Source organism: Aquimarina penaris (assembly GCF_040786285.1).
Classification (GTDB): Bacteria; Bacteroidota; Bacteroidia; order Flavobacteriales; family Flavobacteriaceae; genus Aquimarina.
Genome location: NZ_JBFMKQ010000002.1, coordinates 365,755 through 387,709, shown reverse-complemented (window position 1 = coordinate 387,709; position 21,955 = coordinate 365,755). Strand labels below are relative to the sequence as shown.

The following is a 21,955-nucleotide window of genomic DNA, read 5'->3' as shown; positions in this document are numbered from 1 at the left end:
TAAACAGATGAAAAGTTTAAAATTATACATAGCCTTACTTGGTACTACTTTGTTATTTTCTTGTAGTGGAGATGATGATGGTGCAGTATCACCAGGATCCGTATCAGGAAATGAGGCTCCCGTAACCCCGAGTTTGGTATTTCCTATCAATAATGAAACCTGTACAAATTTTGACCTCGAACTCGACTGGAATATTGCTACCGATCCCGATGGAGATGTGGTGACCTATGTAGTTGAAATTGCTGGAGACAACAGCTTCAATACTGTAGTATTTACAACGACTACCACCAGTACCCAAACCATCTTTACCCTCGAAAAAGGTATCACCTATTATTGGCGGGTAAAAGCTAGAGATAGTGAAGGAAATGAGAGTGCATTTTCTGAACCTCAGTCATTCGTTACCGAGCCTGATGCCGGGTTGAATACCATCCCTACGGTTGCAACGCTGGTAAGCCCTTCTTTAGGAGCAACACTGTCTGGTAGTACTGTAGATTTAGAATGGGCCGCTAGTGATGCTGATGGAGATACGTTATCCTATGATCTATACTTTGGAGACACAAACCCTCCAGTATTATTTACAGAAAATTTAGACACAAACACCATCAACGTTTCTATATCTCCTGGTACCATATATTATTGGAGAATTACCGTTAAAGACACCAATCAAGGTGCAACCATTGGTCAGGTTTGGAATTTTAGAACAGAATAAGAAAGAGTACTATGATGCTTTAAATTTCAAATCACAACAACACTAAAACCACTCAAGAAATTGGGTGGTTTTTCTTTTTATAAAACTGATTATTAGTGCTATACAAAACCAAAATATCATAAGAACAGGATAACAAGGGTTTTGAATTAAAAAAAAGTGTCATTTCGAGTGTTTTGTCATAGTGAAACGTAGACAAAATTTATCGAGAAAAGCTTTTTTTAATTCAAAATGCACAACCAATCAACATATTCTTTATCAAATTTTAAAATAAAAATAGGGTATCCATAAACTTAACTGTACTACTACTATACATGTATGAAACCAAAATAAAGTAAATGCTATAAGCCCTATTCATTATGGATGAAAATTACAATTCAAATCAAAACACATTTGCAAAAAAATATGTACAATGGTTAACTTGTGCCATTCTACTACTAGTTGCGCAACAAGGATTTTCTCAATCTTTTAATTACCAGGCAGCTGTTCGCGATGCCGAAGGTAACCCAATTGCAAATCAAGATATTGGAGTACAAATTACCGTATTACAAGGAAATGCAACAGGTACTAATGTTTATGAAGAAACGCATACAATACGTTCTAATGCCCAAGGTATCATTACATTATCCATTGGTCAAGGAAATACCTCTGATAATTTTTCTACAATAGAATGGAGTACTCAAAACTACTGGCTTCAGGTAGCTATAGATACCGCAGGGGGAAGTAATTATACCGTACTAGGGGCATCACAATTACAATCGGTGCCTTATGCAAATTATGCAACTAATGGCCCAGATGCAGACCCAACTAACGAAATTGAATTACCCACTGGTGGAATTAACGGACAAGTATTAGCCACAGATGGCAATGGTAATTATAATTGGATCGATGTTGTCACCATTGATGGAGATGCTGATCCTACTAATGAAATCGAACTACCAACGGGAGGAACTAACGGACAGGTATTAATAACCGACGGAAGCGGAAACTATAGCTGGGTAAATGATAACGTAAACGATGCCGATGCTGATCCAACTAATGAGATTGAATTACCTGTTGGAGGAACCAATGGACAAGTTTTGGTTACCGATGGAAGCGGAAACTACAGCTGGGTAAATGATAATATAAACGATGCCGATGCTGATGCAACCAACGAAATTGAATTACCAACCGGAGGAACCAACGGACAAGTATTAGTAACCGATGGAAGCGGAAACTACAGCTGGGTAAATGATAATATAAACGATGCCGATGCTGATGCAACCAACGAGATTGAATTACCAACCGGAGGAACCAACGGACAAGTATTAGTAACCGATGGAAGCGGAAACTACAGTTGGGTCAATGATAATATTAACGATGCCGATGCTGATGCCACTAACGAGATTGAATTACCAACCGGAGGAACCAACGGACAAGTATTAGTAACCGATGGAAGCGGAAACTACAGCTGGGTCAATGATAATATTAACGATGCCGATGCTGATGCAACCAACGAGATTGAATTACCAACCGGAGGAACAAACGGACAAGTATTAAGTACCGATGGTTCTGGCAACTACAGTTGGGTGAATGATACACAAGGTGCTTTTAGTACAACAAGTAATGTGACTAGTAACGCCAATGGAACCATCGCCACCGATGATTTTGTATTTGGTAGTTCACAATTAGACAATGATAATAGCACGTTCGATGATGACTATCGTATGTTTTTTGATAAAAGCGAAGGAGCTTTTAGAGCTGGTATAGCTACAGGAGATCAATGGGATACCAGCAATGTAGGTTTTAACTCTATCGCTCTGGGATTCGACAATGAAGCTTCTGGAGGAAGATCTTTGGCTTTGGGGACTTTTAACTCCTCTACCGGAATTGGATCGATTACTATAGGTAATGACCTAATCAATGCGCAAGCAGGACAAGTAACTCTTGGGCAAGGCAACACCATAGATCCTTCAGCAAGCAATGGTATTGGAGCCACTAGCAGGTTATTTGTTATTGGTAATGGTACAGATATAAATCGTAGTGATGCCTTGGTCATGTTGAAAAATGGAAGCACTACGCTTAACGGTCCCTTAACTATAGATGGTGATAATCAAGGAGCAGGTTCATCGTATACGCTACCTGCTCAGGATGGCACCACTAATCAAATCATGACAACCGATGGAAGCGGACAAGTATCGTGGACCAACTTGCCCACCGCCCCAACGATGGCATTTTCGACAACTAATAATGTAACTAGCAATACTAATGGTACTATTGCTACAGACGATTTTGTATTCGGAAGCTCACAATTAAATAATATAGGAGGTACGGCAGATGATATCAGAATGTATTTTGATAAAAGTAAAGGATCTTTTAGAGCGGGTAGCGCAGTAGCCTCTGATGGATTTGCAGGAGATTGGGATGAGGGTAATTCAGGTGATTTTTCTGTAGCTATGGGACGAGGGAATCTTGTACAAGGTACTGCTGCAACAGCCTTTGGTAGTTATAACAATTCTGGAGGAGAAAATGCTTTTTCGGTAGGATATAATAATTTATCATCTCGTTTTGCTTCTATTTCATTGGGAGCAAATAATAGTACCTCGGGTAATTATGCAGTAGGTATAGGACGTGGTACCCAATCAACAAGTTATGGGCAACATACCATTGGATTGTTTAGTGAGTTTGTAAACGGAAATGATGCCGCTTACATTGCTACAGATCCCTTATTTATTATTGGTAACGGAATCGATGATAGTAATAGAACAAATGCTCTAGTCATGAGCAAAAACGGAAACACTACGCTTAACGGACAATTAACTATTGATGCAGATAATAACGGAAGTGGTGCTGCCTATACCCTACCCGCACAAGATGGTACTACTAATCAGGTAATGACAACCGATGGCGCTGGAAATGTATCCTGGACTACGGCTTTATCAGGCGCTTTCTCGACAACTGCTAATGTAACCAGCAATGCTCCTGGTGCGATTGCCACAGATGATTTTGTGTTTGGTAGTACCCAATTAGATAACGATCCATTAACTACAGACGATAATGCAAAGATGTTTTTTGATAAAAGTAAAGCAGCTTTTCGTGTGGGAAGATTGAAAGACCTAGATCCCACGGACCCAACCGATAATGAACCAGGAGATCAGTGGAATGATGCCAATGTTGGCGAAGGTTCTATTGCCTTAGGAGAAGGTTCTATTGCCTCGGCTAGGAATTCTATAGCTATTGGAGAGAATAATGTTTTAAGGGGAAATTCAGTTAATTCTATAGCCATAGGAAGTGGAAACGATATTAATAACAGTGTTATAAGTTATGCCATTGGTCAGGGTAATACGCTTACGGAAGGTGCCTCAATGGCCTTTGGTTTTTCAAATACATCATCAGCATTTTCTGCAATTGCTATGGGGTTTGTAACTCATTCAGGTAGTTATGCACAAACTTCTATGGGATTAAATAACACCGTTGTAGATGGAACAAAAAATAGTTTTAACGCTACAGACCGCCTTTTTGTGATAGGAAATGGTGTTTCTGTCCTTCAGAGAAGAGATGCCTTGGTGATGCTTAAAAATGGTAATACTACTTTAAATGGGCAATTTACTATAGATGCAGATAATACAGGGTCAGGAAGAGCGTATACCCTACCTGCTCAAGACGGCACAGCCAACCAGGTAATGACTACAGATGGATCAGGAAATGCATCGTGGGCAAATGTTGCAGGATTGCCATCTGGAGGAACTAATGGGCAAATTTTAGGAGTTTCTGCATTAGGAGTACAGTGGTTAGATAGCGATGAAGTAATTTTGGATAACAGTCCAACTAATGAAATTGAATTACCAGCTGGTGGGGCTGCAAACAGTCTTTTAACAACCGATGGTAGTGGAAATCGTAGTTGGACCAATGATGTTGCAACCAATTCTGTTACGACCTCTGCACTAACCGTAACAGGTTTACCAAGTTTCTCTGCAGATCTAAGTGGGACTTTGGTATTGTCTGGTGCTGGCAACTTTGTTCGGGTACCATCCTGGAGAACTAGTGATGCAACGTTAACCAATCTGCATGATAATGGAAATCATTTTGATGAAGCTTCGGGAACGTTTACTGCTCCCGTAAATGGATTGTACTTCTTTTCGGCACAAATACGCTTTGATGGAGTTAACTCAGGAGATTTCAGACTATTATTAGGAATCCAGAATAAACTAAGCTTGGATAACGGAATGCATGCTATCACTCAAGGAGATGCGGGTACCAATTTTCATACCCTAACCGTAAGTGGTGTGATGAAATTAAATGCAGGAGAGCAGGTAAATGTTAATGTACAATCTAGTACCGATACAAGTTGGAGCCTTCATTCTGAAAGTGGTTTTAGCGGGTACTTGATTAGTAGGTTTTAATTGAGTTTGTATGTCACGTTTTTATGCGAAAATCCGTCAATTCGAGTGTCCCAAACTTGTTTTTGGGATATATCAAGAATAGGATTTTCGTATAAAAAAGCTTCGTCATCCTGAGCTTGCCGAAGGGTCGATACCTGCCCGTCCAGCAGGCGGGCATTTTGTCTACGTTTCACTATAGCAAAAACACTCAAAATGACGCTTTTTAAAATTTTAATTTCGAAATATGTAACTAGTTTAAATTCTAAGATTTAAACTAAACAAAAATAAAAGCAAATGAATATACATATACTATTAATATTAGTAGTACTCACAGGAGCACAACTACAAGCCCAAAGCATAGAACGCCAGATAATAGGCAGCGCTGGGGCTTCATTTGATAACGGTACTATCGCTTTAGATTTTACTGTGGGTGAAACAGCAATCACAACATTTAAAAGTGATGCATTCAACCTTACGCAAGGGTTTCATCAATCGACATATACTATCCTAACGACAGATCCTGATACACCAGCTATTTTTTCAATGTACCCTAACCCTACCTCGGGATTGGTATTTATTGAAGGTGAAGGTATCCTCGAGACCGAAATCTACTCTATCACCGGCCAGAAAGTATACAAAACGAATACTACACGTCTTGATTTAACCCATTTGTCGTCTGGTGTATATATAGCACGTATATTAACCACCACAAGATCTATCACCAAAAGAATTGTAAAAGAGTAACGTAATACTGGATAGCTTATTAACCCGTCAGTTCGAGTGGCTTTTCGAAATGTAATGCCATTACACACCTACCCATCAGTTCGAGTGTTTTGCTGTAATAGAATGTCATAACACACCTACCCGTCAGTTCGAGTGCTTTTCGGAATGTAATGGAGAAAAGTGTATCGAGAACCTCTTAGTAATACCGCGAGTTAAATTAACCCTTGTCGGTTCTAAAACATCTCGATACAATTCTCCCGATGGTCGAATCACTCGATATGACGTAGCGTGTTTGCTAGACTGTGTTGAGTATAGTCACAACGTCAGTTCGAGTGGTTTTTTGGAATGGAATGGAAAAAAATTGTACTTCGGCAAGCTCAGCAGAGCTATCGAGAACCATTGTAATTACAAAAACACCTCGACCCTAAAAACTAAGCGCTATACAAAAAACTTTTTAAAATTTCTTACGGTTTCCCACATCGGTAGGTTAGAAATATTGGGGTAGATTAGTGGGTATAAAAAAGATATATAGGTATTAAAGGTAACTATATACGATTGTTAGGTACAAGCAGGAATAAAAAAAAGAGGATGAAAAAAATGGAATTATCAGAAATATCTTCAATATTAGAATGGGTTCTTAGAATCGCAATATTAATAAGCGCTATAGCTGGTATTCTTTGGATCATAGTTAAACAAAGAATAAAGATCAAGGAAAGTGAAAGGCTACAAATTATTGAACAGAACATTTCAGATAATAACCTCGAAGATAAACTTTATCAAGAACTAAAGGGTGAGTTGATTCTAATTGCCGATTCAAACTGGGAAAATCCGCCAAAAATTAAAAACATACATATAAAACCAACGGAAGAAGAATTAAATCTTTTACTTCAGTTTTTGCAAGAAAAACTTCCTAAGGTGTCCACAAAACCAGTAAATGGGTTATCAAACAATTCAATTAATAATATTTCAATATCAATATCTAAGTTATTCGAAAATTCAAATAAAAGACAAGACTTTGAAAACTTAATATCTAATGTAGTTAATAACGAGACATCTTATGAAGGTGATTCGAAAGTAAGATTCCTACACGGTTTACAATTATACTTTCAGAATAATTTTGCTGACAAGAAAGAGTTAATGATTGAGATTATTCTAAATACTGTTGGTCTTAAATATGAAGGGTATCCAAATAGTCCATCAATCTCTTGGGAATACTTTATGCAATTTTTAAACCAATTAGATGATAATGATAGTGAAGAATTTACTACGTATCTGAACAACGAAGTTTTTGTAAATAAGTTAAAACAGAATGGAGTAATAAATGAGTTTAATGAAATATATAGTCCCAATGGAACAAATAAAAATAATCGAGCCATATTTCTTAGTAAAATTAAAGAAAGTTATTTAGCAAAAATTATAGAAGAAAAAAAATAAAGCCAGTACCTAACAATGTGTATGTCGTTCATGCTGGCTAAACGCCACCACGCCGCATACACGAGACGTTATGAGCAATAAAAAAACAAAATGAATTTAGAGGATATTGTCAAAGATGAAGCCAGTAATTTTTATCAGTTTGGAGACTGGAAAAGATATGATCACACTCCTACCGGACTGAAGGATGCTTTAGAAACTGAACTATATAATCATAGTGATTCAACTGCAAAACTTATTTTCCTTTACGAAGTCTTAAGACAAATTAAAGAGGAGTATGAAAAACATTTGGTTCATTGTCAGCATAAAAATGAACCTATGAAATGTGGTCAAAACAAAGAATTCTTAAAAAACATCTATTATGTTGAACAAGTAATTGCAGAGTTAAATCCAAAATTCGATTTTACAATTCTAAAACCTGAAGTGAATGCAGATTTAATTCACGAGAACTTGAAAAAGCTTTCCGATTTTTCAGAAGTTGCAAGTTTATATCAATCAGCCCTGGATAAAATAAACGAAGGTAAAAATGAAAGAAATTTACTGGATGATTTAAGATTGTCATATGAACTTTTACTTAAAAATATCCTTGGGAATAATAAGTCACTTGAAAATCAAGATTCTGAATTAGGAAGACACTTAAAAGAAATGAATATTTCCTCGGAATGTAGAAATATGTTTCAAACTCTCAATAATTATTACAGAAATTATCAAAACACCTATGTTAAGCATAATGACAAGGTTAAATCAAAAGAAGTTAGTTTGATCTTAAACCTTACCTCTTCAATGGTAAATTTTTTAATAAATAATGGCACATAGTACTATATATGCGATCATAGCAGCTAAGTAATCAATCAAATGGTTGTTGTATATTTATGAAGGCGCAATACTTGCTCAAAGGAAAAGTTAGCAATCAATGCACAATAAAATTCCAAAAGCAAGGTAACATTTTACCCTGCTACGATATATATATATATATTAAACGTTATAGTTAACCCAATCCCACAGATTCATAACCTACACTTTAAAATCATAAATAGAACCACACAAAACGTAAAAAACACCTTCTCCCTACTCATAGGCCCCAGATCAGATCTGGGATGCCAATAAAAATTAAACTCCTTCACTCAAAAACTTATGAAACTACTTGTATATCAAAATATTACCTCTATATTCGCCATCGCTTAACGGCACACTCACCCCGATGCAATCGTCATATTGCAGATAAATACATATACAAACTAGTAGTTCATTCATTTTTGTCGAAAGCTTCAGCTGCAACGGAGAAATCCTTAGCTATCTTGTCGAAACGATCAGCTGCAACGGGGAAATCCTTAGCTATCTTGTCGAAACGATCAGCTGCAACGGGGAAATCCTTAGCTACCTTGTCGAAACAATCAGCTGCAACGGAGAAACTCTTAGCTATCTTGTCGAAACGATCAGCTGCAACGGGGAAACCTTTAGCTACTTTGTCGAAACAATCAGCTGCAACGGGGAAACCCTTAGCTATCTTGTCGAAACGATCAGCTGCAACGGGGAAATCCTTAGCTACTTTGTCGAAACGATCAGCTGCAACAGGGAAATCCTTAGCTACCTTGTCGAAACAATCAGCTACAACGGGGAAACCCTTAGCTATCTTGTCGAAACGATCAGCTGCAACGGGGAAACCTTTAGCTACTTTGTCAAGAACAACAACTATTGCGTATGGTAGATACCGAAGGCCGTGTAGAACAACTTAATGAGCTATATGCCATTCTGCAAAAAATCAACGCTGCAGCCGATAATGTTTTCGATGAATTACCGGCAAAACGGGACCTGTACCGCACCCCTAGCCGGCCTGGTGGTGTACCCGTTAGGGATGAAGAAGAAGTGTTGATATCGTAATGTACGACACATCACTTGTATATATTATAAAAGGAACACGGATTGGTGTTCCTTTTTTTTGAGCTTTTCGGTTCTGAAACATCTCGATAGCTCTGCACTACCGCGCAGCACTCGATCCCGAAACAAGTTCGGGACAAGTTGTGACGTAGCGGGTATGCTTGATCTGTGTTGAGTATAGTCGCAACGTCAGTTCGAGTGCTTTTCGGAATGTAATGGAGAAAAATTGTACTTCGGCAAGCTCAGCAGAGCTATCGAGAACCTTTTTAGTTACGAAATACATCTCGATTATCAAGTAAAAGTAAATTCATAAAAAAAACGGAAGCTACATTACGATAGCTTCCGTTTACATACTAATAATTGATTGTGGTTGTTATTTATTAGTTTGGCATCATTACAGATTCTGTGGTATGAATAATCCCATTAGAGGCTTCAATATCATTAATCATTAATCTACCTGCGTTTCCTCTTTCGTCGATCAAATAGATTTTATCCCCTTTCATAGAGGCAGTTAATCGATCTCCGGCTATAGTTTTTAGTTTTACACTTCCTCCATACTCTTTAATAGCCTTGATTATATCTTGTTTGTTAATTAACCCAGGAATGATATGATAGTTTAAAATTGAAACCAACTTTTCCTGATTTTCGGGTTTCTTTAGATTTTCTAACATCTTTGATGGCAACCTATCTAGTGCACCATTGGTTGGAGCAAAAACAGTATAAGGCCCTTTTTCTTCTAACTTTTTTTCATAAGCTGTAGACTTTACAATTTCATTCAGCTTTGTAAATCCAACATCTGTAGAAATAATTTCTGAAAGTGTAGGAACTTTTTCTTCAGTGGGTAAAATACTAGCCTGAGCGATTAATTTTTCATCTTTAGAGGTACTTTTTTTAGGCTGTGTACAAGCACTAAAAAGTAATACGCCCGAAATGGTTAAAATGTGAAATGCTATTTTAAGATTCATTGGTGAAATTTTGAAATCAAATATATTTTACTCAGAAACAAAATAGATATATAAATGAGAATTCGTAGGCTTCTAATTAGTAAGTGTTTTAAAAACACAAATCACTAATCTGCCAAGAAAAGGTATATCTCAATTTTCTTATTAAATCCTAGGTATATGATTTTCCCTACGACACTTTTAAGAAACCCAAACCTCTGAAACCTCTTTTACAGTAAGGCTTTACAATTTTGTAGGGGTATTTGTAGGGGTTCGTTTTTCTTTTAAAAAAACAGTTCAACATATTTTTGTCACACCCAATCTAAAACCTTACACCTATGTACATCATGAACTCTTTTAACCAAAATTCTTCAACAAATAATGATCTATGGCCTCTATTAAATCAAGATAGATTTCAAAAAAATTACAACTAAAAATAGGGTATTCTAAAACTTAACTGTAATACCTATGAACGGCACTATAAAAATTTGCCAATTAATTAGTAGTAATAACAACTAAGCCCCTAGTACTATGAAGAAAAACTACAATCTCAAAGCTCAACCTACAAATTGGTCAAACCTTTTATCAACACTCTGGCTTTTCTGCCAGCACAAAAGAGCAACATCTCATATACTGCTCTTTAGATAATCTATATCAAATACTATTAAGACACCTCTTGCGTATGCTTGCATACCTGAGTTTGTTATAAAAAACAATTCCAATTATTAATAAACCCCTTATTATGAAACAATGTTTTAAACTACCAAACATGATAAAGAAAAGGTCATTATTACTGCTTTTCTTTTTAGCGCTGGGAGCAAATACTATAGCGCAGACCTACACCGAAGTAGAAAATAATAATACTATCGGTAATGCATTAGCAAGTTCACAAGTTCGAAAGTATGGCCCTGGGAATTTTGAAGGAACAGTTTCTTCTTCAGATTCTGATTTTTGGGTTGTTTCCAGAAAATCTGATCAGGCAACACAAATAAAATTATTGGTCCATACGAACTATGTTGGAAGCCCTGGTAGTGTAGATTTTAGAGTATGGGAATATACAGGCGGTAATTGGGGAGTATCGGGCTCAGTAGTAGGGACATTAAAAACATCTCCTAACCCCGGTGTTTTTTATTATGAAGTGGCTCTTAATTATCAAAATAATTTAAATGGGAGTGGTATTAGTAATAACTATTATGCGCTAGAAGTGTTTACAACTTCTGCAACACCTATTAATTACTCGATACCGTTTAATCCTTCAACAAGTTTTCCTTATTGTTACGAGCTTACCATACCAACTGTAACACCTACTCAGGTAAACGATACAGATGTAACTCTAAATGATTTACAAATAGATATGATCGATGATCGTTACTATATTGTTAAATTCTCTGCAACCAATTCTTTTACAGATTTTACCGATCATTATATCCAGGATCAAGCATTGCCAACAGAAGCAGCTACAAATTCGTATAGTGGCTCGGGTGAACATGTAGTATATGTTGGTACCGATAATGGAGCGGTTCAGTCGGCCATGACCATGGCTAATTTACAACGAAATACAACCTATTATTACAAAGTATATACCTACAGTAATTGTCAAGGATATATAAATTATAATAATACAGGAACACCCGTAGCGGTAACCACCTGCCCAGGTACTGTACCTAGTGCAGGTTCAGTAAACTCTGTATCGGCGACATCACCTACTACAGCTACTATAAATACGTTAGGAAGACCAGCAGGTGCTGATACGTCTATAGGGTATTTAGTAAAGTTTAGTGATACTAATAGCTTTACAGCACCTACTAGTGGAACCACAATCCCAACTGCTTCGGCAGATTATTCTGGCCAAACCGGAGAGCAAGTTGTGTATACCGGTGCAGTAGGAAGTGGAGCTGGCACTACCGATGATATTAATCAGGTGATTACAGGGTTACAAATTAATACAAACTATTATGTAAAAGTATATACCTACGATTTATGTGGTGGTAAGTATAACTTTGAGACCACAGGTTCTGCAGTAGTAACGACCAATTATGTGTGTGCAGCACCTTCATCTGCTGTAACGAGCGTAAATGCAAATGCAACAGGGACTACTACAATGGATATCAACTCATTTACACCACCGTCTAATACATCGCAAGGGACTTTGGCATATGTAGTTAAAGTAAGTGATACAGATTCTTTTACGGCACCTTCATCAGAGCCAGCTTCATCAAGTACAGCTTACAATACTGGTACGGGTGGTGAGCAAGTAGTATACGTTGGTTCATCAGCTTCACCAAATGTATCGATTACAGGTTTAGCCGAAATAACAACCTATTATGTAAAGGTATATGCATATAACACCTGTGCAGGTACCGATTATTTTGAAACTACAGGAAGTACATCGGTTGCTATTACTACCTGTGGGACACCGACAGGAAATTCAGAATTAAACTCGTTTAGAACAAATTTACATTGGGAAACTAGGGTTTCACCTATTATCTCAAATGTACCAGCTGATGTAGAAGGGCAAGTAGTAAAAATAAATACAGAGAATTCATTTACAGATATAACAGGTTCTTTAAATACATTACCAATAGCAGATGTAAATTATAGTGGCTCTGGTGAGCAAGTAATTTTAGCTGGAGCATTTCCAGAAGGGCAAGCTTTTACAGGTCATAATTTATTACCTAATACACAGTATTTCTTTAAAATTTATTCTTACAAAGAATGTGCAGGAACATATTATTTTTCAAATACTTCAGACGCTATCTCTACGTATACGGCAGGAGTAACAACAAACCTTGTTTCAAATGTTACTATAAATAACTTTATAGGAAATGCTTTTACGCTTGCATCATTTTCGGCTCCGGCTGTTAGTGTTAATGGAAATCCTAAAGGGTACATTGTAAAATTAAACACAACAAATAGTTTTACACCTTATAGCTTTAGAGGTCCTATACCTACACCAGATGCAGATTATAAAGGAGGAGAGCAAGTGGTGTATGTAGGAAACTCAACAGCACCTAATCAGGTAATAACAGGGTTAACACCAAATACAACCTATTATTTTACAATTTATGCCTATACGGATTCAGGAACTCCACATTTTTTAAATAGTTATCAGCAAGTTGGTTACGAATTTTCGGTAGTAAACTCTTCAACATTACAAGTACCAATAATTACTTTTGATGATGTAACCGTAAATGCTAATGGTTCTAATTTTGATTTAAATGCAACCTCGGATTCTTCGGGAGCAATCAACTATAGAATTATAACTAATGGAGGTACCGATGTTTCATTGAGTGGTACAAACAATGAAACGGTAACTATCGGAAGCACAGCAGGTACCGTTACTATTGAGGCGTATCAAGAAGCAACTGCTACACATCAAAGTGCTTCTAAAACAATGACACTCACAATAGATAATCAACAGGCAACCTTAACAGGATTTATTTTTTATCAGGTTAATTCTGGAGTGACCACAGTCGATATGACTTCAAGCCTAACTTCAAATTCTACGGGAGCATATACATTCGAAATTATTGGAGATGCATTAGGGTATTCTGTCAACGGAAATTTATTGAATGTAAATAATGTGGCAGGTTCGATAATTATTAAAGTTACCCAAGCGGCAGATGCTAACTATGGGGAAACAGTAGAATATTTTTCAACTTTATTTTATAATGCAGGTTTTAATCCTAAAACTCCACTGGCACACAATGTATTCAATTTTTCTCTTGATATAGGAGAAAGTAGAACTATACAAAATGCAATCAATATATCTAGTATTCCGATTTCATATAGTATTATAGATGATGGAGGAACAGGTTCTACAATTTTAGGAAATGTGTTCACCGCAGGTAATATCCCTGGCACAGTAACATTACGATCAAGTTCGGCAGAAGATACGTTTTACACAGCAACAACAAAAGATGTAACGGTAACAGTAACAGGAGTGTTGCCACAAACCATTACGTTTAATAGTTTGCCAGCCAAAATATACGGAGATACCAATTTTGATTTAACAGCAACGGCCTCTTCTGGCTTGCCTGTTACTTATGTCAGTTCTAATACGTCTGTAGCTACAATTTCTGGGAGTACGGTTACTATTATTGGTAATGGTACGACTACAATTACCGCTAGCCAGGCTGGAAATGCATTCTATGACCCTGCGATTGATGTAACACAGGATCTAACAGTTATTAAAAGAACTATAGAAATCACAGCAGATGCCGTTTCAAAGGCTTATGGAAATACGGATAATCTAACCTATCAAATTACTTCGGGTAGCTTGGCGGGTAGCGATACATTTACAGGGAGTTTAGCAAGAGCTACCGGAGAAGATGTTGGTACGTATGCTATCAACCAAGGAACCTTAGCGCTTACCTCTAACTATAATCTAAGTTATGTAGGGGCAAATTTATCCATAACTGCCAAACCTATTGAAGTAACCGCCGATGCCGGTCAATCAAAAGAACTTGGAGCAGCTGATCCTATATTTACCTATACTATCACTAACGGAAATCTGGTGGGTAGCGATGCATTTACAGGTGTACTTGACAGAAATGCAGGAGAAACTGTGGGAACATACCCTATTACACAAGGGACTTTAGCATTAAATGCAAATTATAACCTATCATTTGTATCCAGTAATTTTGAAATTACTAAGACAACGGCTTCAGTTATCATAAATGATTTAGCACAAACGTATGATGGTACTGCAAAACCAGTATCGGTAACCACTACCCCAGTTGGTCTTACAGTAGATATTACGTATGACGGAGGAACCGTGGTGCCAGCCAATGCAGGTGATTATACTGTGGTGGCAACCATTAACGATCCTAACTATCAAGGAAGTACTACAGAAACATTAACGATTAATAAAGTAGACCTTACTGTTACTGCCGATGCGAAAACCAAAGTATATGGTGATTCGGATCCAGCATTAACGTACCAAATCACAGCCGGAACACTAATTGGTGGTGATGCAATAACTGGTACTTTAAACCGTGTAGCAGGAGAAGCTGTAGGAACCCATGTTATACAACAAGGAACCCTAAGCGCGGGAGGAAATTATACCATAACTTTTGTGTCTGACGATTTTGAAATTACACAAAGAGCTATAGAAATAACGGCAGATGCTAAAAATAAAGAATATGGTGGGGTTGATCCAGCACTAACCTATCAAATTACTTCGGGCGCATTACAATTTAGTGATGCCTTTACTGGGAGTTTAACAAGAACAGCAGGTGAGAATGTAGGTAACTATGCAATCAATCAGGGGACATTAGCATTGAATAATAATTATGCCTTGAGCTATATACCTAATAACTTGAATATAAGTAAAAGAGCTGTTATTGTTGCAGCTGATAATAAAATGAAAACTTATGGAGATGCAGACCCAGCCTTAACGTACACTATTACGGTGGGTAGTATAGTTGTTGGAGATGTGTTTAGTGGTGAACTTACTCGTGTTTCGGGAGAAAATGTAGGAAACTACAGAATAAATCAAGGAACATTAACATTAGGAGCTAATTACACTATAATTTTCACACCTAATACTTTGGATATTAGCCAAAAAGCGATAGAAATTACCGCAGATACTGCAAACAAACAGTATGGCGATGCAGATCCTGCACTTACGTATCAAATTACTGCAGGTAGTTTAGTGGGTAGTGACTCCTTTACAGGAAGTCTAACCAGAGCTGCCGGAGAAGCTGTAGGACCGTATGCTATTGGTCAAGGTACTGTTGCCCTTAACGGTAACTATGCTCTAAGCTATGTCTCTAATAATTTAACTATTGGTCAAAGAGCTATTGAGATTACAGCCGATGCTGTAAACAAACAATACGGAGATGCAGATCCAACATTGACATATCAAATTACATCAGGTAGTTTAGTAGGTAGTGATACCTTTACCGGAAGCTTAGCGCGTGTTGCTGGAGAAAGTGTAGGAAACTATGCTATTAACCAGGGGACCGTAGCCTTAAATGCAAATTATGTATTGACTTATGTAAGCAATAACCTAACTATTGGTCAAAGAGCCATCGAGATTACGGCAGACGCGCAATCAAAAACGTATGGCGATGCTGATCCAACTCTTACCTACCAAATTACTGCAGGAAGTTTAGCTGGTAGTGATGCTTTTATCGGAATTTTAGAAAGAGTAGTAGGGGAAAATATAGGAACCTATGCTATTACTCAAGGAACTTTAGGGATAAATTCAAATTATGCGATATCATTGGTTTCAAATGACCTTGAAATAACAACAAGAGCCTTAGAAGTTACTGCAGATGCTCAAACCAAAATATATGGTGATGGTGATCCGGCATTAACGTATCAGATCACTAATGGATCATTAGCCTTTAGTGATGCCTTTACAGGAGCTTTAGACAGGGTAACTGGACAAGCACAGGGAAATTATGCCATAAACCAGGGAACATTGTCCTTGGGAGCCAATTATGATCTAACTTTTGTACCTGGTAATTTATTTATTGATTATCGATTTATAAGAGTAATTCCTGCCGCTCCTATTTCAAAAACCTACGGAGATGCAGACCCAGATTTAACCTGGCCATATATCATAACACAAGGATCTTTAGCATTTGATGATACCTTAGAAACCTATGGAACATTTAGATCTCCAGGTGAAAATATAGGAAGATATCAGATAAGAGGCTTATCTGCTCGATTTACTTCTACCAACGGAGGAGAATCTTCATACGCAATAACCTATACCAATGCAGGTTCAGTAAGCCTTGACATTACGACTCGCGCTATTGAAGTAACTGCCGATATACAAGCAAAAACGTATGGTGATACCGATCCTGCATTAAGTTATCAAATCACTAACGGAGCTTTACAATTTACCGATACCTTTACAGGTGCTTTATCTAGAGCTACGGGTGAAAATATAGGAAATTATGCGATTAACCAAGCAACGTTATCTGCCGGGAGCAATTATACAATGACTTATATAGGTAATGATTTTACAATTGGTCAAAGAGCTATCGAGATCACTGCAGATGATCTGGTAAAAGTTATTGGATCTGCAGACCCAGCACTTACTTATCAAATAACATCGGGTGGGTTACAATTCTCTGATGTGGTTACGGGAAGCCTTAGCAGAGTGGCAGGAGAAACCTTAGGAAACTATGTTGTCAATCAAGGAACATTAAATGCAGGAAGTAATTACAACCTGACTTTTGTACCTGGTAACCTAACGATTACCAATCTGATACCACAGGCAATTACTTTTGGTCCATTGGCTGATCGTATTTTTGGTGATGCAGATTTCGCATTAACAGCTACAGGAGGCGCTTCTGGTGACCCGGTTACATTTGTAAGTTCTAATCCTAGTGTTGCTACTATATCCGGAAATACAGTAACTATTATAGGAGCAGGAACAACCACTATTACCGCATCACAGGCTGGTAATGCTACTTATGCAGCGGCTATAGATGTACAACAGATATTAACGGTGAACAAAGGTGATCAAACTATTACTTTTGCATCACTAGCAAATGTATCCGAAGATGATGCCGATTTTAATCTAAATGCAACAGCCTCATCGGGATTAGCAGTTACCTATATCAGTTCTGATCCTTCAGTAGCAACCGTATCTGGTAATACAGTTTCAATCATAGGATTAGGAACAACTACCATTACAGCTTCGCAAACTGGAGATAGTAACTGGAATGCCGCTACAGATGTTATGCAGACTTTAACTGTTGTAGAAGCTTGTCCGTTGGTTAATATTGTAGCAAATAATTTCCAGATTCAAACGTCAAGCGAAACTTGTGATGGTAAAAACAACGGAATCATTACCATTAGTACAGTTGAAACACTAAATTATATTGCTACAATCAATAATCAAACATATGCCTTTAGCTCAACCCTAGTGGTTCCAGATTTATCACCGGGTGATTATAATGTATGTATTACAGTTGATGGATTCTCAAGTTGTGAGCAGTGTTTTGAACTTGCAATCGATCAGGCTCCGGTATTAAGTGGTAAAACTACTATCAATGAAGATAGTATCAATAAACAAGTACTGGTAGAAATCGAATCAGGAACCGCTCCGTATACGGTAACCATCAATAATGAGGTTGTTGGTGAATATACTACAAATAGCTTCTTGGTAGATGTTAAAAACGGTGATGTCTTAGACATACATTCTAGCGTAACTTGTCAAGGTAAACTATCTACCACTATAGGTACTTTAGGTACTATTTCGGCATATCCAAACCCAACCAGGGGTAATGTAACATTATTATTACCGGGTACAACAGAGGATACTATTGCTATTGATATCTACAATGCAATCGGAATGCAAGTTTCTTCAGGCATATATTCTGTAGTCGGTAATAAAGTAACCTTACCTATGGAAAACTTAACCGCTGGAGTCTACTTCGCATCTATGAATACAAGTACTTCAAAAATTATTAAAATCATAAAAGAATAGATCCACCTATCCCCTGTCTTCTATGGCAGGGGTTCTATTTAACAATTATTAAATGAATACATTTATGAAACATATACATATCCTACTACTAAGTTCACTATTGTTGCTTTCATGTAATGCAGATGATGAATTTGCAATATCAGGAAACCCTTTGGTTCCAAATATAGAACCTACAACACCTAGTTTAGTATTTCCTACGAATAATCTGGTGTGCACCAATTTTAACCTTCAGTTTGATTGGAATGCCTCCAGAGATATTAACGGAGATGCATTAAGCTATGTCATCGAAGTAGCAACAGATATTAATTTTACAACCATATTGTTTACTGCAATTACTTCGCAAACTACACATCCATTTACTTTAGAAAAAGGAGTTGCGTATTATTGGAGAGTAAAAGCCAGGGATACAGAGGGTAAAGAGAGCATTTATTCTGCAACACAAACATTCTTCACAGAACCCGAAGCAGGAATAAATAACATTCCGTTTGTACCTACAGTGGTATCGCCATTGGTAAGAGCAACAGTAACCGGGCCTAGTATTACGTTAGATTGGGATGCAGCAGATGCAGATAATGATCCATTATCATATGATCTGTATTTTGGAGATACTAACCCTCCTGCGTTATTTATAGAAAATAGTACTTCATCATCATTTGATGTAAACGTATTAACAAATACAGAATATTATTGGAGAGTAGTAGCAAAAGATAATAAACAAGGAGTCACCATAGGGCAAGTCTGGAGTTTTACAACAAACTAAATAAGGGAAGTATTAAGGGAGGAAGCAATTCTTCCCTTTTTCATTTATAAGTATTACTGAAAACGGATAGATTTTGTAGGTGATATCTTAGCTACTATATAAGAGGGAATTAGCAACATGATCAAACACAATATCATAGTACCTAGATTAAGTAACAAAACATATCCAAAATCTATATACACAGGAGCCGTGTTTACATAATACGTTTCAGGATTAAGACGTACTATCCCATAATGATCCTGTAAAAACAACAATCCAATCCCTATAAGGTTGCCCCAAAACAAACCAATTAAGATTAAATACGCAGCGTTATACAAAAACATTTTTCTTATACTCCAATCACTGGTCCCTAAAGCTTTTAATATTCCTATCATAGGCGTTCTTTCTAATATTAAAACCAAGAGAGCGGTTATCATATTAATCCCGGCCACCAGGATAATAATACTGATGATTCCTATAATGTTTAAATCAAAAAGTTTTAACCATTCAAAAATGGTTGCGTATTTTAAGGTAATCGTTTGACTATCGAGTACCGAAGGGATATTTTCATAAATTTCTTGTCCTTTTTGATCGATTTTATCAAAATTATTTATAAAAACTTCAAAATTACCTACCTCATCGGCTTCCCATTTATTCATACGTTGAATATGCCTAATATCGGCAAAAAGAAACTTTTCATCAAATTCCTGAAAACCTGAATTATAAATCCCAACAATTTCTAATGCTCTAATATTAGGCCGTGAATTAGCGGTTACATTTTTTTTCAAAAAATAAGTGATCGCCTTATCCCCAACGCTTAATCCCAATCGATTGGCTATATGTTCAGAGAGTAAAATCTCTTGATTCAAATTTTCAGTAAAATCTGGTAGCCTGCCATCCACCAGGTATTCTTCAAAATGACCCCAATTATAATCATCTCCAACCCCTTTCATGACGATTCCTTCAAAATCAGTGGCGGTTCTAATCACCCCTATCTTAGTTGCAACTCCGCGAACATGCATTATTCCCTCTACGCTATTAAATTCTGGATAAAAATCCTGTTGTTTTTTGATAGGAATCCAGGATTCTAGATTGTTATTGTTGTCAAAGCTGGAAATTATCACATGGCCATTAAAGGCAGCAACTTTTTCACGAATTTTACGTTGTAAACCTACACCAGTAGCCACAGTAATCAGCATCATAATCATACCTATCGCAATTGCTGAAATTGCAATTTTTATGATTGGAGCCGAAATGCTACTTTTATGTTCCTTACCTTTGATAAGGCGTTTGGCAATAAAATACTCGAAATTCAAGCTTAACTATGGTTTTTATTAGAAATGCATCTACCTATTTGGCAGACAAGTTCAAAAATACATTTTTATTCTTTTGTACTGTTCTTATTTCTTGCGGAAGTGGAACAAAACTATCATCACAGACTTCTCCTGTGGATTCTACAAACACAAAAATTGATACTAATATTGTAACAAATACTACAAAAGTTACTCCTCCAATTATTGTAGGAGCTAATCAAACTGAGCTATACTTACCAGTATTAGAAAATAAAAAAGTAGCTATTGTAGGTAACCAGACTTCGGTTATTTTTAAATATCCGAATTTATCTTCTTTACTAAAAAATGTTGGAGAAATACAACCTTCAACACTTCCGCAGTACACTCATATCGTAGATTCATTGTTATCCAGAGATGTTAATATTGTAAAGGTTTTCGCTCCAGAACATGGTTTTAGAGGCAAAGCAGACGCAGGAGAACTAGTTTCCGATGGAAAAGATATTAAAACCGGGCTTCCTTTAATTTCTCTATATGGTAAAAACAAAAAACCTACAAAAGAAACCTTAGCAGGTATAGATATAGTGGTTTTTGATATTCAGGATGTAGGGGTGAGATTTTACACTTATATCTCTACACTTCATTATGTAATGCAAGCTTGTGCAGAAAATAATATTCCTATCTTGATTTTGGATCGTCCTAATCCTAATGCGCATTATATAGATGGACCAACATTAGAGCCAGAACACTCTAGTTTCTTAGGGGTGCACCCTATTCCTTTAGTTCATGGAATGACTATAGGCGAGTATGCCCAAATGGTTAATGGTGAAAAATGGTTAGGAGAAGATTTAAAATGTGAAATCAAGATTATACCGGTAAAAAATTATACACACAATACCCCATATAGTTTACCTATACGGCCTTCGCCAAATCTACCAAATGATACATCCATTAACTTATACCCTAGTCTTGGTTTTTTTGAAGGAACAACTATTAATGCTGGAAGAGGTACCGAAACACAGTTTCAGATTTTTGGTTCTCCGGATCTAACTATCGACAAATATGATTACGCCTATATCCCTCAACCCAATTTTGGAGCTAAATACCCCAAACATCAAGGCGAAGTATGTTATGGAAAAAACCTGGGGAAAACACCAAATCTTAAAGCAATAAACTTAGAATGGTTGGTCTACGCCTACAAAAACTCTAATAACAAAGAGAAATTCTTTAACACCAAATCATTTACATTACATGCAGGAACCAAAAAATTACAACAACAAATACAAGAAGGTTGGAGTATTACTCAAATCAAAAAATCATGGCGCGATGATCTCATAAAGTACACAAAGAAAAGAAAACAATACGTACTATATAAATAGTTTATCTTTTGATCAAAATGAACAATTTATTATTTTTTGACAACCTATCTTTAATA

11 protein-coding genes are annotated in these 21,955 nt (G+C 36.8%); 9 read left to right on the top strand and 2 right to left on the bottom strand.

Annotated features, from left to right (window positions below):
* Positions 1–7 precede the first annotated feature (7 nt).
* The 6 genes from ABW637_RS11310 (at position 8) to ABW637_RS11285 (ending at position 8,957) form a co-directional block, all read left to right on the top strand.
* A complete protein-coding gene (locus ABW637_RS11310; RefSeq protein ID WP_367584805.1) occupies positions 8–709 on the top strand; it encodes a fibronectin type III domain-containing protein in 702 nt (233 codons plus the stop codon).
* A gap of 356 nt (positions 710–1,065) precedes the next feature.
* Positions 1,066–5,088 carry a C1q-like domain-containing protein gene (locus tag ABW637_RS11305; protein WP_367584804.1) on the top strand — a complete coding sequence of 1,341 codons (4,023 nt, stop codon included), beginning with the start codon at positions 1,066–1,068 and terminating at the stop codon, positions 5,086–5,088.
* A gap of 273 nt (positions 5,089–5,361) precedes the next feature.
* Positions 5,362–5,811 (top strand): T9SS type A sorting domain-containing protein, encoded by a 450-nt coding sequence (locus ABW637_RS11300; RefSeq protein ID WP_367584803.1) that lies wholly within the window; start codon positions 5,362–5,364, stop codon positions 5,809–5,811.
* A gap of 567 nt (positions 5,812–6,378) precedes the next feature.
* On the top strand, positions 6,379–7,224 hold the full coding sequence (locus ABW637_RS11295; protein WP_367584802.1) for a hypothetical protein: 846 nt from the start codon (positions 6,379–6,381) through the stop codon (positions 7,222–7,224).
* A 90-nt stretch (positions 7,225–7,314) separates the two neighbouring features.
* Entirely contained in the window at positions 7,315–8,037 is a 723-nt protein-coding gene (locus tag ABW637_RS11290; protein ID WP_367584801.1) for a hypothetical protein, read from the top strand.
* 440 nt (positions 8,038–8,477) lie between these two features.
* Positions 8,478–8,957 carry a hypothetical protein gene (locus tag ABW637_RS11285; RefSeq protein WP_367584800.1) on the top strand — a complete coding sequence of 160 codons (480 nt, stop codon included), beginning with the start codon at positions 8,478–8,480 and terminating at the stop codon, positions 8,955–8,957.
* A gap of 522 nt (positions 8,958–9,479) precedes the next feature.
* Here the strand turns inward: ABW637_RS11285 and ABW637_RS11280 are convergent.
* The gene (locus ABW637_RS11280; protein ID WP_367584799.1) at positions 9,480–10,064 is read right to left on the bottom strand and encodes a fasciclin domain-containing protein; all 585 of its coding nucleotides are present in this window, start codon (positions 10,062–10,064) and stop codon (positions 9,480–9,482) included.
* Positions 10,065–10,809: 745 nt separating this feature from the next.
* Here ABW637_RS11280 and ABW637_RS11275 point away from each other — a divergent pair.
* Positions 10,810–18,492 carry an MBG domain-containing protein gene (locus tag ABW637_RS11275; protein ID WP_367584798.1) on the top strand — a complete coding sequence of 2,561 codons (7,683 nt, stop codon included), beginning with the start codon at positions 10,810–10,812 and terminating at the stop codon, positions 18,490–18,492.
* Between the two features lie 64 nt (positions 18,493–18,556).
* Complete coding sequence (locus tag ABW637_RS11270; protein ID WP_367584797.1) at positions 18,557–19,252, top strand: fibronectin type III domain-containing protein; 696 nt, start codon at positions 18,557–18,559, stop codon at positions 19,250–19,252.
* 53 nt (positions 19,253–19,305) lie between these two features.
* Here ABW637_RS11270 and ABW637_RS11265 read toward each other — a convergent pair whose 3' ends face one another.
* A complete protein-coding gene (locus ABW637_RS11265) occupies positions 19,306–20,547 on the bottom strand; it encodes an ABC transporter permease (RefSeq protein ID WP_367584796.1) in 1,242 nt (413 codons plus the stop codon).
* Between the two features lie 8 nt (positions 20,548–20,555).
* Between ABW637_RS11265 and ABW637_RS11260 the strand changes: the two genes are divergently transcribed.
* Positions 20,556–21,899 carry an exo-beta-N-acetylmuramidase NamZ family protein gene (locus ABW637_RS11260; protein WP_367584795.1) on the top strand — a complete coding sequence of 448 codons (1,344 nt, stop codon included), beginning with the start codon at positions 20,556–20,558 and terminating at the stop codon, positions 21,897–21,899.
* The last annotated feature ends 56 nt before the right edge of the window (positions 21,900–21,955 follow it).